Annotated in this window: 12 protein-coding genes; 7 read left to right on the plus strand and 5 right to left on the minus strand. The window is 65.3% G+C overall.

Going from position 1 to position 14,378, the window contains the following annotated elements:
* The first annotated feature begins 10 nt into the window (after positions 1-10).
* The 4 genes from hemC to PBR20603_RS15425 are packed head-to-tail and all read left to right on the plus strand — an operon-like array spanning position 11 to position 4,307.
* Positions 11-979 carry a hydroxymethylbilane synthase gene (hemC, locus tag PBR20603_RS15410; RefSeq protein ID WP_150560396.1) on the plus strand — a complete coding sequence of 323 codons (969 nt, stop codon included), beginning with the start codon at positions 11-13 and terminating at the stop codon, positions 977-979.
* Entirely contained in the window at positions 976-1,983 is a 1,008-nt protein-coding gene (locus tag PBR20603_RS15415) for a uroporphyrinogen-III synthase (protein WP_174977936.1), read from the plus strand. Before hemC ends, PBR20603_RS15415 begins: the two co-directional genes overlap by 4 nt.
* Positions 1,970-3,124 carry a uroporphyrinogen-III C-methyltransferase gene (locus PBR20603_RS15420; RefSeq protein WP_174977937.1) on the plus strand — a complete coding sequence of 385 codons (1,155 nt, stop codon included), beginning with the start codon at positions 1,970-1,972 and terminating at the stop codon, positions 3,122-3,124. Before PBR20603_RS15415 ends, PBR20603_RS15420 begins: the two co-directional genes overlap by 14 nt.
* A gap of 10 nt (positions 3,125-3,134) precedes the next feature.
* Positions 3,135-4,307, plus strand: coding sequence for a heme biosynthesis protein HemY (locus PBR20603_RS15425; RefSeq protein WP_150560399.1), 1,173 nt, complete (start codon positions 3,135-3,137; stop codon positions 4,305-4,307).
* A 108-nt stretch (positions 4,308-4,415) separates the two neighbouring features.
* Here PBR20603_RS15425 and PBR20603_RS15430 read toward each other — a convergent pair whose 3' ends face one another.
* On the minus strand, positions 4,416-5,645 hold the full coding sequence (locus PBR20603_RS15430; protein ID WP_174977938.1) for a hypothetical protein: 1,230 nt from the start codon (positions 5,643-5,645) through the stop codon (positions 4,416-4,418).
* Between PBR20603_RS15430 and PBR20603_RS15435 the strand changes: the two genes are divergently transcribed.
* Positions 5,644-5,877, plus strand: coding sequence for a hypothetical protein (locus PBR20603_RS15435; protein ID WP_174977939.1), 234 nt, complete (start codon positions 5,644-5,646; stop codon positions 5,875-5,877). The genes PBR20603_RS15430 and PBR20603_RS15435 overlap by 2 nt on opposite strands.
* A 108-nt stretch (positions 5,878-5,985) precedes the next feature.
* On the opposite strand, the gene PBR20603_RS15440 is transcribed toward PBR20603_RS15435, so the two are convergent.
* From PBR20603_RS15440 to PBR20603_RS15455, 4 genes are all read right to left on the minus strand, one after another.
* A complete protein-coding gene (locus PBR20603_RS15440) occupies positions 5,986-7,497 on the minus strand; it encodes an MDR family MFS transporter (RefSeq protein WP_174977940.1) in 1,512 nt (503 codons plus the stop codon).
* Positions 7,498-7,643: 146 nt separating this feature from the next.
* A complete protein-coding gene (locus tag PBR20603_RS15445; RefSeq protein WP_246174732.1) occupies positions 7,644-8,960 on the minus strand; it encodes an MFS transporter in 1,317 nt (438 codons plus the stop codon).
* 95 nt (positions 8,961-9,055) lie between these two features.
* Complete coding sequence (locus PBR20603_RS15450; RefSeq protein WP_150560403.1) at positions 9,056-9,814, minus strand: SDR family oxidoreductase; 759 nt, start codon at positions 9,812-9,814, stop codon at positions 9,056-9,058.
* Positions 9,815-9,971: 157 nt separating this feature from the next.
* Positions 9,972-11,429 carry an aldehyde dehydrogenase family protein gene (locus PBR20603_RS15455; RefSeq protein WP_150560404.1) on the minus strand — a complete coding sequence of 486 codons (1,458 nt, stop codon included), beginning with the start codon at positions 11,427-11,429 and terminating at the stop codon, positions 9,972-9,974.
* A 260-nt stretch (positions 11,430-11,689) separates the two neighbouring features.
* Between PBR20603_RS15455 and PBR20603_RS15460 the strand changes: the two genes are divergently transcribed.
* Positions 11,690-13,126, plus strand: a complete 1,437-nt coding sequence (locus PBR20603_RS15460) for an FAD-binding oxidoreductase (RefSeq protein WP_150560405.1) — start codon at positions 11,690-11,692, stop codon at positions 13,124-13,126.
* Between the two features lie 108 nt (positions 13,127-13,234).
* Entirely contained in the window at positions 13,235-14,362 is a 1,128-nt protein-coding gene (locus PBR20603_RS15465; protein WP_217425970.1) for an ABC transporter substrate-binding protein, read from the plus strand.
* The last annotated feature ends 16 nt before the right edge of the window (positions 14,363-14,378 follow it).

The following is a 14,378-nucleotide window of genomic DNA, read 5'->3' on the forward strand; positions in this document are numbered from 1 at the left end:
CGGTTGCTGAATGAACTTCGCTGCTCCTGAAACCCTGGTGATCGCTTCGCGCGAGAGCCGGCTCGCCATGTGGCAAGCCGAACACGTGCGTGACGCGCTGCACAAATTATATCCGCAGTGTCACGTGAGTATTCTCGGAATGACCACTCGTGGTGACCAGATTCTCGACCGATCGCTCGCGAAGGTCGGCGGCAAGGGGCTCTTCGTCAAGGAACTCGAGCTTGCACTGGCCGACGGACGCGCCGATCTCGCCGTCCATTCGCTCAAGGACGTGCCGATGCAACTGCCCGGCGGCTTCACGCTGGCGGCGGTGCTCGAGCGCGAAGATCCGTGCGACGCTTTCGTCAGTAATGACTACGACAGCCTCGATGCGCTGCCCGCCGGGGCGGTGGTCGGCACGTCGAGTCTGCGCCGTGAAGTGAGCTTGCGCGCCCGATATCCCCATCTGAAGGTCGCGCCGTTGCGCGGCAATCTCGATACGCGTCTGGGCAAGCTCGACCGGGGCGATTTCGCCGCGATCATTCTCGCTGCGGCGGGCCTCAAGCGGCTGGGGCTTGGCGCACGCATTCGCGCCACGATGCCGACCGAGGTCAGCTTGCCGGCGGCCGGACAGGGCGCGCTTGGCATCGAAGTGCGCGCCGGACGTCCCGAAATCCTGCACTGGCTCGCACCGCTGCATGACGCCCGAACTACGCTGGCGGTCAGCGCCGAGCGCGCAGTCTCACGGGCACTGGGCGGGTCGTGTCAGGTTCCGTTGGGGGCATTCGCCGAATTTACCCCGCAGGGCGAGTTGGCGTTGCGAGCTTTCATTGCGTCGACCGATGGCGCCACGGTGCTTCGCGCGCAGGGTGCGGCCCATATCGCCCAGGGCGATGTGGCAGGCGCCGAGGCATTGGGGCAGCGTGTGGCGCAGGAACTGATCGACGCGGGCGGGTTGGCGCTGGTGCCGCCGTCCGAGCCGAAGGACCCTCCCGTTTGAGCCCGCGCGCGCCGGTCCTGCCGCCCGCCGCCGGTCTTTCGCCGGCGACTGCTGCTGCCCGCGTTGTCACGGGTGCTGCTGCGCTAGCCGCGCCGTGCGCTATTCTCACGCGGCCCGACGGACAGGCGGACACCCTTGCCAAAGCGCTGAATGCTGAAGGCGTCGACACGCTAGCGTTCCCGCTGCTGGACATTGCGGCGCAAGCCGACCCCAGCGCGCTGGCGGCTCTCGATCGGGCGTTGCGCTCGCTGCCGGCTTACGCGCTGACGGTGTTTGTTTCGCCCAATGCGGTCGCGCATGCGTTGACGCGGCTGGTGCATCTTCAGTCGCTCGATGGTCGCGGGGTTGCCCGTGCAACGGATGCCTGCGGCATCGCCGGAGACCTCTGGCCGGCTGCGTTGCCGGTGGCGGTGGTCGGTCCAGGCAGCGCGCAGGCGCTGGCCGATGCGGGCATCGCTGCACCGAGACACCGGGTGATCGTGCCGCCGGGCGGTCCGGCGGCGAGATTCGACTCGGAAGCCTTGCTCGAACAACTCGATCTGACGGCGCTTGCCGGACAGCGCGTGCTGCTCGTGCGGGGCGACGGCGGCCGCGATCTGCTGGCCGATACGTTGCGCGCGAGTGGCGCGCAGGTCGACATCGTGAGCGCCTACACGCGCCGCGCACCCGCGCCGGACGCCGCCGCCTGGGCCGCACTCGAAGCCCGGCTGGCCTCGCCTGCACGCTGCGCCTGGGTGCTGACCAGCTCCGAGGCCGTGCGGCATCTGGCCACATTGCTCGCTGCGCGTTACGGTACGCGCGAGGGCCTTCACACGCCGGGCACCCCGCAAGTGCTGGCGCAAATCCTTGCTGCGGCGTGCTTTACGTCACATGCGCGCATCGCAGATGCCGCGCGCGCAGCGGGGTTTGATAGGATTACGCAATGCGCGCCCGGCGATGAGAACCTGCTGGCGGCACTCAAAACATGGGCGGATCCCATTCAAGTCAAGCATGACGACAGATAATCGCGTTCCAGAGTCTTCCCAGAACCCGTCGGCGTCGACCGGCCCGGCGGCGTCGAATTCCACTGCGACCGGCGGTGCCTCCTACGGCACGGCAGGCGTGCCACCCGCGTGGCAACCGCCTGAGCCGCCGCAGAAGCGTCGCGGCTCGGGGGCCGCGCTGCCGTGGCTGCTCTTCGTGCTCGTATCGGCGGGGGCCGGCATCGGTGGCTGGTCGCTCAACCAGAAGCTCGACCGCGTGCAGCAGGAAATGGCGCGCCGTCAGCAGGCGGGCGACGCACAGCTCATGCAGGCGCAAGTCCGGACTGCGCAGGCGCTCGACAATCAACGCGATCTGCAAAACCGGCTGACGTCGCTCGAGGGCCGCGTGTCCGACTCGCGCAGCCAGCAGGCGGCGCTCGAACAGCTTTACCAGGAACTCGCGCACAACCGCGACGAATGGGTGCTGGCGGAAACCGAGCAGATCGTCACGAGTGCCAACCAACAGTTGCAACTCACCGGTAACGTGCGTGGCGCGCTGATTGCGCTGGAGGGCGCGGACGCCCGTCTGGCCCGTACCGGCGCTCCGCAACTCGCGGGTGTGCGCGATGCGCTGAAGAAGGACATCGACCGCCTGAAGGCTGTGCCGGCCGCCGATCTGCCGCAACTGACGGGCAAGCTCGATCAGGCGATCGCCATGATCGACACGCTGCCGTTGCAGGCGGAGGAGCAACGCGCCGCGCCGAAGACGGACATCAGCGGCCCGAGCGGTGCTGGCGAGACGGGCTGGACCGCGACGTGGCACCGCCTGTCGTCCGAGATGCTGGGCAGCCTGAAGCAACTGGTGCAGGTGCGCCGTCTGGACGATCCGGACGTGATGCTCGTAGCGCCGGAGCAAGGCGCATTCCTGCGCGCCAATCTGAAGCTGCGTTTGCTGAACGCGCGTCTGGCGCTGCTGGCGCGCAACGCGTCGGCGGTACATAGCGACGTGCTGGTCGCGCAAGCTGCACTCGACAAGTACTTCGATGCGAAATCACGCCGCATCGCTGCCGTGAAAACGCTGCTCGATCAGATCGACTCGGGCTCGCGCACGATCGAACTGCCGACCCTTGACGCCAGCCTGACCGCCATCGGTCAGGTCAAGGACGTCAAGGAAAAGCCGTAAGGAGCCGGGCATGCGAGGATTGATCTGGTTGACGCTCCTGTTCGCGGTGGCGGCCGGCTTCGCCGTGCTGGCCACGTTCAATCACGGGCAGGTGGTGATGCTGGTGCCGCCGTACCGTGTGGACGTGTCGCTGAACCTTTTCGTGCTGGCGCTGTTGGCCTTGTTCGTTGCGCTGTACGTCATCATTCGTATCTTGCGCAACATCTACAAGATGCCCGAGCGTGTGGCCGCTTACCGCAATCGCCAACGCAGCCGTCGCGCGAACATTGCGTTGCGCGACGCGGTCGCCAACCTCTTCGCGGGGCGCTACACGCGTGCGGAGAAGGCCGCGCGTGAGGCCGCCGAGCAAGACGACAATCGCGGTGTGGCGGCGATTATCGGGGCGAGGGCGGCACATCGTATGCGTGAGTTTGCGCGTCGCGACGCATGGCTGGCCGAGGCGCAAGGGGCGAATCTGGAAGAGGCGCGTCTGTTGCAGACGGCGGAGTTGCGCGTCGACACCCGCGATGCGGAAGGGGCGCTCGAAGCGCTCACCGAGATGCGGGCGCAGGGCGCACGTCGCATGCAGGCACAACTTGTCGCGCTGCGGGCGCATCAGCATCTGAAGCATTGGCCGGAAGTGCTGAACCTGCTCAAGGTGCTGGAGAAGCGCGAGGCGCTGCATCCGGCGCTGGCGGCCAAGCTCAAGCAAACGGCCAGCGAGGGGATTCTGCGCGATCACCGGCACGACGCCGACGCACTGCTCAAGTGCTGGCAGGAACTGCCGGCCGACACCCGCACGTCGGCGCGAATCGCCGATGTGGCGGCGGAGTTGTTGATTTCGCTCGACCGGCCGCGTGAGGCGCGTGACATCGTCGAAGCCGCCCTGGCCGAGCATTGGGACCCGCGTCTGCTGCGGCGGTATGCGGAGTGTGCAGGGGGCGACGCGCTGCCGCTTATCCAGAAGGCCGAGGCGTGGCAGCAGCGCCATCCGAACGATCCCGATCTGCTCTTCGCGCTGGGCAAGCTGTGTCAGCATCAACGTCTGTGGGGCAAGGCGCAGACGTTCCTCGAAGGGGCGCTGCGTCACACCGACGAGCGTCAGTTGCAGCAGCGCGTGCATCTGGCGCTGGCGCAACTCTTCGAAGGTCTTGGCCAGATGGATCAGGCCAACCGTCACTATCGGGCCTGCGCGACCGCGTAAGCCCTGCGAGGCACCGATGGCATCCGCGCAATGCGGCTGCATCGGTGCCTGTCACAGGAGCGCTCCGAAGCGCACCGATCCCTCCCAGTCTTCGTTTTCTCCCGCCGGTCAGTCCAGCACGGCGGCCTTGTAATCGTCGAACGCCTCGACGAGCTTGTCTTGCACTTCCGTGACGAGGTCGCCGAAGCGCCGGCTCAGGCACGTCGAATGCAGATCGTGGAGCATCTCGATGCACTCGCCGCTCGAGAAGACGAGGTGATCGAACTCGCCCGCCATCGTGGCGATTTCGATGAGATGTCTGAGCAACGGGCGGGCATCTTGCAACGGGATCCGTTCGATATGGTCGGAGATCACCGCAACCGTGGCTTTCATGGGAATGCCGTACACCCCCCGGTCCGGATGAACCATCGCGCGTGCGATTGCCGTCTTGTCGGCGGGCGGCACGGCTTCCAGGAGCGTTTTCGTGAGTTCGCTCCATCCGTCACGCTCACTTAGCGTGCGGGTCGCGGTGACGATCGACTCGGCGGCCCTTCGCCGCTCGGACTCGGGTAACAGTGTGATAAATGTCGCCAGCGTCACGAGCCGCTCGGTGTTGCCCCCTGCCGTCGAACGCTGGAGGCTGGCGAGCATATCGGCCCACGCGCTTGTACGGATCTCCGCAGGCATATCCGCAATCGCATGAAGCCGATGGGCGATCAGGCGATCGATGCTCGCGTGCGTCGACGCGCTGGCGAGGAGTTGTGCCTCGTCGCGAGATGCGCTGTCGTGGGTGAGCAACAGCGTCTTTGCGGCATCCATCGTACGAGACTCGAAGCGCGTGATAAGCGACACGACGCGCTCGAATGCTACCGGCCAGGGATCGATTGCCTGTTCGGCCTCCAATCGCCTGACAAGCCCTTCGAGCAGGTAGCGCGCATCCAGATACGGCCCTTGTTCCAGTGCGGTGTCGACCGCCCGCGACTCGAGTGTGGCAAGCCAGTCGGCGGCCTGTGTGCCCGCGTCGGACAGGGCGAGCAGCGTCTTACGCAATACGTTATCCGAGACCGAAATGCCGGATCTGCGCCCGATCCCGGAGGTTGACGGCGCAGGCTCCAGCGCGGGGATCTCCGGCAAGGCCATGAGCCGAACCCGGCTCGCCGCCAAGGCGGCACGGCTTTCGTCGCTGAATGCCACATCGAAAGGCCGCTTGGCCGTTTGCGGCAGCATGGCATGCCACGGCGTCGTCAGGTCCGATCCGCCGGGTCTTTCAAACGTGAGGAAGTTCGCGTCGGGATTTTGGAAGAGACCGGTAAACGCGTAACCCATGTCGGGCCTTGAGAGGCCGGTCGCGGTTGCCATGTCGGGCGCGCCGGCCTGCGTCGTTGCAGGGAGCGTCGGCGGACTCAGTGAGAATTGCGTTGCCTGCCAGAAATCTGCCAGAAAGGCGGCATGTGACGCTGCTGCCGTGGTTGTTCCCGGGCCGCTGGCCGTCGTGGCGGTGGCGGTGGTGGTGGCAGTAGTCGTGTTGGTTGTCGAGGTAAACGACGCGGTGGTGCTCGAAGGTGAAGACGGGAACAATACGGACTCCTGAAGTGATAACGGGAGTCCGCACTGTGCCGTGGTGCCGGACGCACGACTTTGCGGCGTGTGTCCGGGCTTTGCAGAACCGCGCAGCGCGCGTGCGGCGCTGGCTGCTTTGTTACTCGATGGCCGTCGCCTCGTTCCCCGAACTCTGACGCAGCGGCAATTCCGGCAGCCGCGCGAGTGCGACGATGGCGAGCGCTGCGATCAGTGCGCTCCCGCCGAAGAAGGCGCCGAAGGCGAGCCGCAGATGCTCCGCCATTCCGGCCGGTGCGCCGCCCGGGCGCAAAAAGTCGGTGAGTTCGCGCGGTGCGCTGCCGTCGTCGCCAGAGACCAGCAGGCCGACGATGAGTGCACCGAACATCGCCACGCCGATCATCCCGCCCAGTGCCCGGAAGAACGCGTGCGCCGCCGTTGCGATGCCGATGTCGCGAGGCGCGACGGCGTTTTGCGTCGCCACGGTCATGACCGGCATGGCCGAGCCGAAACCGATGCCGACGAGCCCCAGGCACAACCCGATCACCACGAGCGGAAGCGACTGCACACCCAGCGCGATCGTCGCAAGCCCGAGAAATGCCACGGGCAAACCGATCTGCGGCGGACGTTTGTAATGTCCCGTCTGGCGCATGTAATGCCCCGCGCCGAGCGCGCCTGCCACGATACCCAGCAGCGGCAGGATCAGCATCAGCCCCGAACTGCTGGCGGATTCGCCACGCTGCAACTGAAGATACAGCGGCACGTAGATTCCGATGCTGATGTTGACCATCATCACCAGCACTGCCATCGTCGACGTCATCCGGAACACCGGGTTGGCGAGCAGCGCGAGCGGCAGTAGCGGTTCGCGCACCGCGCGCTGATGACGCAGAAAGACGGCGCCCACGATGACGGCGGCGGCGATCAGACCACCGATCTCCGTCGAGAGCCAAGCGTAGCGATGCCCGCCCCATGTCAGCGCGAGCAACAGACAGACGGTGGCAACGATGAGCAAAAGCGACCCGAGATAATCGATGCTCGGCTTGCCTTCGCGGCGGGGCAGACGGCGCAGCGCCCGGTCGCTCAGGTAGATGGCGAGCACGCCGAGCGGGAGGTTGATCCAGAAGATAAGCGTCCAGTTCAGGTACTGTGCGAACACGCCGCCGGTGACGGGGCCGGCCACCCCGGAGACGGCGAACATGCCGGAGATATAGCCCTGATACCGGCCTCGCTCACGTGGCGAGACGATATCCGCGATGACCGTGTTGGACAGGGCAATGAGGCCGCCGCCCCCCAGGCCCTGAACGCCGCGCGCGAGGATCAGCGCGAGCATGCTCGGCGCCAGTGCGCACAACACCGATCCCACGAGGAAGACTGCCACGCTCACGGCGATGACGACGCGGCGTCCGAACAGATCGGAGAGTTTGCCGACGATGGGGGTAATGGCGGTGGAGGAAAGCAGGTACGCGGTGACGACCCACGAAACGGCATCGAAGCTGCCCAGGTCCCGGGCGATGGTCGGCAGGGCAGGCGCGACGATGGTCTGATCGAGCGAGCCGAGAAACATGATGAGCAGCAGGCCGGAGAGGATCGACTTGACCTCGGCGGGGGTAAGCGAGACGCTGGCCGGCGTCGTCTGTGAGTCGTTGGCGGGCATGCGGATCTTTGGGGGCAAAAAACAGGCCGTCCCGGCGGGGACGGCCTCACGCATGTTACTCCCAAGGGTGCCGCCGGGCCAGCGGCCCCGTGGCGCCTGGGTCTCGGTTGCCGAGACGAGGTTTCATCAGGCGATCCGCGTGGTCATCATTTGTTCACAAGCCGCGCGGGCACCGACAGCGTGAGCAGCCCGCCCAGAATCATGAAGACCGTGAGCAGGAACATGCCGCTGTTGGTGCTCTGGGTAGCATCCTTGAGAAACCCGATCAGGTAAGGGCCAACGAAGCCGGCCAGGTTGCCCAGCGAGTTGATCATGGCAATGCCGGCGGCGGCAGCCGTGCCGCCGAGAAACGCGGTGGGCAGACTCCAGAACAGCGGCAGCACGATCATGATGCTCATCGTGGCGAGCGTCAGTGCGACCATGGCGAGCTGCGTGTTGTGGCTCCAGACCGTCGACAGGAACAGGCCAATCGCACCGAGGAACGCGGGAATCGCGATGTGCCAGCGGCGCTCGCCGCGCAGATCGGAGCGACGCCCGACCACGACCATCGCAATCACCGCGAAGAAGTACGGAATTGCCGTGAGCAGTCCGATCTGCAACGGATCGGTCACGCCCGTACCCTTGATGATCGTTGGCAGCCAGAAGCCCACGCCGTACAGGCCGATCACGAACGAAAAGTAGATGAGGCTCATCATCCAGACGCGCGGGCTGGAGAACACCTGGCGCAGCGGAAGGTCCTCCTTGGTGAGCACGTCGCTGGCGATGTTGCGCTCGAGCATCGACTTCTCGGCCTCGCTAAGCCATTTGGCGTCGCGGATACGGTCGTCGAGCACGAACAGCACGGCGATGCCGATCAGCACCGACGGAACGGCTTCGATCAGGAACATCCACTGCCAGCCGGCGAGGCCGGACACGCCGCTCATGTCCTTGAGAATCCATCCCGAGAGCGGTCCGCCGATCAGCCCCGACAGCGCCACGGCCGTCATGAACCAGGCGGTCATGCGTCCGCGCCGCGAGGCCGGGTACCAATACGTGATGTACAGGATGATGCCCGGGAAGAAGCCCGCCTCGGCCACGCCAAGCAGGAATCGCATGATGTAGAACATCGCGGGGGTGGTGACGAACATCATCGCGCCCGAAATGATGCCCCACGAGATCATGATCCGTGCGATCCATACGCGCGCGCCCACACGATGCAGGATCACGTTGCTCGGCACTTCGAAGATGAAGTAGCCGATGAAGAAGATGCCCGCGCCGAGACCGAACACTGTCTCGGAGAATTGCAGCTCGCCAACCATCTGCAACTTGGCGAAGCCGACGTTCACGCGGTCGAGATACGCGACCACATAACACAGCAGCAAGAACGGAATCAGCCGCCAGCCGACCTTGCGGTAGGTGCTCGCTTCAAAGTCCGCCGACGGCGTGTTGGCCATGGGCGAGGGGGGCGTCGGAACGCTGTTCATACGGATCTCCTCCGGTTTGACGTTGTGTTGTCTGTCGTTATGGTGTGAGTGCGACAACTACGAGTGCTACAGACTGCAAAGAAGCGGTGGACGGCTCAAATGCAACGTCCGCCGTCGACCTCGAGGCAGACGCCGGTGATGAAGGCGGCGTCGTCGCTGGCGAGATAGAGGCAGGCATTGGCAATGTCCTGCGGCGTGGAGAAGCGCCCGAGCGGAATGCCGGCGAGGAACTTGGCCCGGTTCTCGGGGGTATTGGGCACGCCCATGAATTCGGCGGTCAGTCCCGTGTCGCCAATCACCGGATTGACGCAGTTCACACGGATATTGTGCGGGCCGAACTCGGCGGCCATGGCCTTGCTCGCGGTGATCACGGCCCCTTTGCTGCCGTTGTACCAGACGAGTCCGGGGCGCGGGCGCACGCCCGCCGTCGAGGCGATGTTGATCATCACGCCGGCGCCGCGTTGCATGAAGTACGGGATGACGGCGCGAGCGCTCCAGAAGATGCTTTTGACGTTCACGGCATAGACGCGGTCGAACTCGGCCTCCGTGACTTCGAGCAGCGGCTTGTTGCGATGCGTGGTGCCAGCGTTGTTGACCACGATGTCGAGATGACCGAAACGTGTGACGGCTTCATCGAGCAGGGTGACGTGATCGTCTTCGTGTGACACGTCGCCGTACACGAACGCGGCGCGCCCGCCCGCGTTGACGATATCGCTCGCTACGCGCTCGCCGGCTTCGCGATTCAGGTCGTTGACGATGACCGCTGCGCCTTCACGCGCAAATGTCCTGACGATGCCCTCGCCGAAGCCGGAACCGGCGCCGGTCACGATGGCCACTTTCTCTTGCAAACGCATGCCTTGTCTCCTGAGTTGCCTTGTTGTGGCGAAGCGCGGGGCCGATCAGCGGTGTCCCGCGTGTCGCTGCGATCTAAGTCAGGTTGCGTGCCGCAGGGTGTTGCTAAGAAATCGTCGAATTGCCGAATTGCCGAATTGCCGAATTGCCGAATGGACGTTAGCCGTGCCGGATGGCGACCGTCTTGAGCGTGGTGAAGCCATAAAGGGCTTCGAAGCCTTTTTCGCGTCCGTGACCGGAGTGCCGCATGCCGCCGAAGGGCAGCTCCACGCCACCGCCTGCGCCGTAGTTGTTGATGAAGACCTGGCCTGCGCGGATGGCACGCGCCATGCGCATCTGGCGTGCGCCGTCGCGCGTCCACACGCCGGCCGCAAGCCCGTAGAGGGTGCCGTTGGCCAGACGCACGGCGTCGGCCTCATCGGTGAACGGCATGGCCGCGAGTACCGGGCCGAACACTTCTTCACGGGCGAGACGATGCGTCGCGGGCACGTCGCGCAGGAGCGTGGGCGCCTGATAGAAGCCAGCCTCCGGCGCACTGCCGACGACTTCACCCTGCGACATCACGGCAATGCCGTCGTGTTGTGCTTCGGACAGGAAGTCCCACACGCGCTGCTGTTGACGGGCGTTAATCAGCGGGCCGAGATCGAGATCGTCACGCGACGGCCCGACGCGCAGGTGCGCGAACGCCTCGGCCAGATGCGCGAGTACGGTCTCGTAGGCGTCTCGCTCGACCAACAGACGGCTGCCTGCCGAACACGTCTGCCCGGCGTTCTGCACGATGGCGTTGACGACGACCGGCAGCACGGCGTTCATGTCGGCATCGGCGAAAACGATCTGGGGCGACTTGCCGCCAAGCTCCAGCGTGACTGGCGTATGGTTCTCGGCGGCCGTCTGCGAGATCAGCGTGCCTGTCGCGGGCGAGCCGGTAAACGAGAGGTGATCGATCCCCGGATGCCGCGCGAGCGCCGCACCGGCTTCCGCGCCATACCCCGTCACGATATTGAGGGCCCCGGGGGGAAGTCCCGCCTCCAGCGACAACTCGGCAACGCGCAACAGCGACAGGCAAGCGTCTTCGGCCGGCTTGACGACGCAGGCGTTGCCGGTCGCCAGGGCGGCGGCCACGCTGCGTCCGAAGATCTGCAGCGGGTAGTTCCACGGAATGATGTGGCCGGTCACGCCATGCGGCTCACGCAGGGTGAACACGGTGAAGCCCTGCTGGTAGGGGATCGTCTCGCCGTGCAGCTTGTCGGCGGCCCCCGCGTAGAACTCGAAGTAGCGCACGATGGCGGCAGCGTCGGCGCGCGCCTGCTTGAGCGGCTTGCCGGTGTCGCGGGCTTCGAGTTGCGCCAGTTCTTCGTGATGTTTGGCGAGCGTATTCGCCAGTGCATACAGCACGCGGCCGCGCTCTGCGGCGGCGGTGCGTCCCCAGTCGCCTTCGAAGGCGGCACGCGCGGCCTTCACGGCGCGGTCGATGTCTTCGGCGTCGCCTCGGGCGATTTCGGCAAAGGGTTGACCGTCGGACGGGTCGATAACCGGGATCGCGGGCGCGGCGGAAATGGCAGGACGCTTCGCGCTAGCGACCCATTGATTGCCGATGAAGTGTGTAGCTTCGGGCATGTCGACGTCACCTCGTGTGGGGGTGGCACTCATTATCACTTAACTCACGAGGGCGTTGACCGTCGTATCGGTCACATCCGCATAAACACCTAAAACGAGCGCATTGCAATTAAAGATATTTTATTGCAATTTTTTATCGCCTATCCTTGATCACATCGAATCGCCAGACGTGCGTCTGGATGAGCATTACCGCTCGCTGCGGGTTGTCACAGACGTCATGGCGAGCCAGTTGAACCGAAGCATTCAGGAGTCGGCAGGAAATGAGTGATGCAGTGACGCGCGAGACGCTGGTCCAACGGTTGCAAGACGCACTTGGCGTGGATGCCGTACTCAGCGGCGGGCCCGATACCGCCGGTTACACGGAAGACTGGCGCGGACGCTATCGCGGCGAGGCATTGTGTGTCGTGCTGCCGTCGTCGACCGCGCAAGTGAGCGATGTCGTGAAGCTGTGCGCTGCCGCAGGTGTGCCGATCCTCCCGCAGGGGGGGAACACCAGCCTGTGCGGCGGTGCGGTGCCGCCGACCGACGGCCCGTCGCCCGTCATTCTGAATCTGGCGCGCATGCGCCACATTCGTCAGGTCGATGCCGCCAACGGCTCGATGATCGTCGAAGCCGGGTGCATTCTGAAAACCGTGCAGGATACGGCGGCCGATGCCGGGCGCTTGTATCCGGTGAGTCTCGGCGCGGAAGGCTCGTGTCAGATCGGCGGCACGCTCTCGACCAACGCCGGCGGCACGAGCGTGCTGCGCTATGGCAACACGCGCGAGAACGTGCTGGGCCTCGAAGTCGTGCTGGCCGACGGCACCGTTTGGGATGGCCTGCGCGCGCTGCGCAAGGACAACACGGGGATCGATCTCAAGCATTTGTTCATCGGTGCGGAGGGCACGTTGGGCATCATCACTGCCGCCGCGCTCAAGCTGCATCCGCTGCCCACGCATCACGCGCTTGCGTGGTTCGCCCCGCGCGACCCGGCCGCTGCCCGTCAGATTCTCGGCATGTTCCAGAACGCCTGCGGCTCGCGTCTGTCGGCCTTCGAAATCATGAATCGTCACCAACTGGAACTGGTGCTGGCCAACGTGCCGAATCGCCGCAATCCGCTCACGGGCGCGCATGCCTGGCATGTGCTCGTGGAGCTGGGCGACACGCGCGACGCCGAAGGGCTCGAAACCGTGCTCACGCAAACGCTGGGCGAGGCCATCGAGCAAGGGCTGGTCGAGGACGCCGTCATCGCGGCCAACGAAACCCAGCGCGCCGATCTGTGGGAAGTGCGCCACAGCGTGAGCGAAGCGAACAAGAAGGCCGCTGTCGGGCTCACGACGGATTGCGCCGTGCCGGTCTCGAGCGTGCCCGAATTCATCGATGCCGCCACGCGTGCCGTACACGCCGTCGTGCCGGGTCTCGACATGGCGATCGTTGGCCATATGGGCGACGGCAATGTCCACTTCATCCCGATGTTCTCGTTCGCCGCGTGGGCGGCGCTGCCTGACAGTGCGTCGATGGCCGACACGATGCGCGCCTGCGTGAACGACGTGGCCGCACGTCTGTCCGGCACGTTCAGCGCCGAGCATGGCGTCGGGCAGACGGGGCTGCCCCTCATGCAGCGCTATAAGGCGCCGGCCGAACTTGCGCTCATGCGCACGGTGAAAGCGGCGCTCGATCCGCACCAATTATTCAATCCGGGACGCCTCGTTCCCTGAGTCATTTCAGTGTTGCTGTTTGTTTTGCCATAACTGCGCGCGCGGCGGCTGTGCCGAAGTTGCGGTCCGTCGCCGCGCCCACCCTCCCAGTCAAGATCGGAGACCATGATGAAACGCAAGACCTCCGCAAGCCCGCTCGACATCATCGACAACAACGCATCGCCGCTCGCGCAACCGGGCCGTCGAACGGCCATGAAGACGGCGCTCGTCGGCGCGGCCGCCGTGGCGTTCCCGTTCGTATGGACGCCCTCGCGCGCCGCGACCAAGCGCATCGTCGTGCGCGACGACGGTGGCATCTACACCAAAGCGTACGACGCCGTGTTCTACAAGCCGTTCGCCAAGGCGACGGGCATCGAAGTCGTCGGCGTGCAGGCGAACGCGGAGCCGACCGCGCAGATCAAGAGCATGGTCGAGGCCGGCAGCTATACGTGGGACATGGCCAAGATCAGCCAGCCGGCGATTTTGCTGCTGACGGCAGGGGGCAAGGAGTATCTGGAGCGCCACGGCCTGGAGTCGGACCCGGTCATCGCGAAAATTCCTCAGCAGTACATGTCGCCGTTCGGCGTGGGCACGAACATCTACTCGACGGTCCTTGCCTACCGAACCGATGCATTCAAGGGCCGCAAGGCGCCTGCCTCCTGGGCCGACCTGTGGAATGTGAAGGATTTCCCGGGGCGCCGCTCGATCCGCAAGTACCCGTTCGACACCATTGAAGAAGCGCTGATGGCCGATGGCGTTGCGCCGGGTTCGGTGTACCCGTGCGACTTCGATCGTGCGTTCAAGAGTCTGGACAAGATCGCCAAGCAAGTGGCCGTGTGGTGGACCACCGGCGCACAGGTCGAGCAGATGCTCGGCTCGGGCGAAGTGGATATGGTTGCCACGTGGGCCTCGCGTGCGCAGTCGGCGCAGGCCAATGGCGTACCGGTCGAGATCGTGTGGAACCAGAACATCTGGGGCTGCGACAACTGGTCGATCCTCAAGGGCACGCCGAACGCTGCCGCCTGCCGCGAGTTCATCAAGTTCGCCAGCGATCCGAAGCGTCAGGCCGAACTGACCAAATTCTTCCCGGCCGGCATGACGCAACCCGACGCGTTCAATTACGTGAAGCCCGAGGTGGCGAAGCACTGCCCGACGTTCCCCGAGAACATCAAGAGCGGCGTGCAGATCAACGCGAAGTTCTGGCAGCAGAACCAGAGCGTGGCGCTCGAACGCTTCAACCGCTGGATCCTGACCTGATCCTCACCTGCCGTTT

It is taken from the genome of Pandoraea bronchicola (assembly GCF_902459805.1).
GTDB classification, from domain to species: domain Bacteria; phylum Pseudomonadota; class Gammaproteobacteria; order Burkholderiales; family Burkholderiaceae; genus Pandoraea; species Pandoraea bronchicola.

Excerpts from the sequence above, each read along its gene's own strand:
- PBR20603_RS15450 (WP_150560403.1), bottom strand. The coding sequence starts at position 9,814 with ATGCGTTTGCAAGAGAAAGTGGCCATCGTGACCGGCGCCGGTTCCGGC.
- PBR20603_RS15425 (WP_150560399.1), top strand. The coding sequence starts at position 3,135 with ATGCGAGGATTGATCTGGTTGACGCTCCTGTTCGCGGTGGCGGCCGGC.
- PBR20603_RS15440 (WP_174977940.1), bottom strand. The coding sequence starts at position 7,497 with ATGCCCGCCAACGACTCACAGACGACGCCGGCCAGCGTCTCGCTTACC.
- PBR20603_RS15435 (WP_174977939.1), top strand. The coding sequence starts at position 5,644 with ATGTCGGGCGCGCCGGCCTGCGTCGTTGCAGGGAGCGTCGGCGGACTC.
- PBR20603_RS15445 (WP_246174732.1), bottom strand. The coding sequence starts at position 8,960 with ATGAACAGCGTTCCGACGCCCCCCTCGCCCATGGCCAACACGCCGTCG.
- PBR20603_RS15460 (WP_150560405.1), top strand. The coding sequence starts at position 11,690 with ATGAGTGATGCAGTGACGCGCGAGACGCTGGTCCAACGGTTGCAAGAC.
- PBR20603_RS15420 (WP_174977937.1), top strand. The coding sequence starts at position 1,970 with ATGACGACAGATAATCGCGTTCCAGAGTCTTCCCAGAACCCGTCGGCG.
- PBR20603_RS15465 (WP_217425970.1), top strand. The coding sequence starts at position 13,235 with ATGAAACGCAAGACCTCCGCAAGCCCGCTCGACATCATCGACAACAAC.
- hemC (WP_150560396.1), top strand. The coding sequence starts at position 11 with ATGAACTTCGCTGCTCCTGAAACCCTGGTGATCGCTTCGCGCGAGAGC.
- PBR20603_RS15430 (WP_174977938.1), bottom strand. The coding sequence starts at position 5,645 with ATGGCAACCGCGACCGGCCTCTCAAGGCCCGACATGGGTTACGCGTTT.
- PBR20603_RS15455 (WP_150560404.1), bottom strand. The coding sequence starts at position 11,429 with ATGCCCGAAGCTACACACTTCATCGGCAATCAATGGGTCGCTAGCGCG.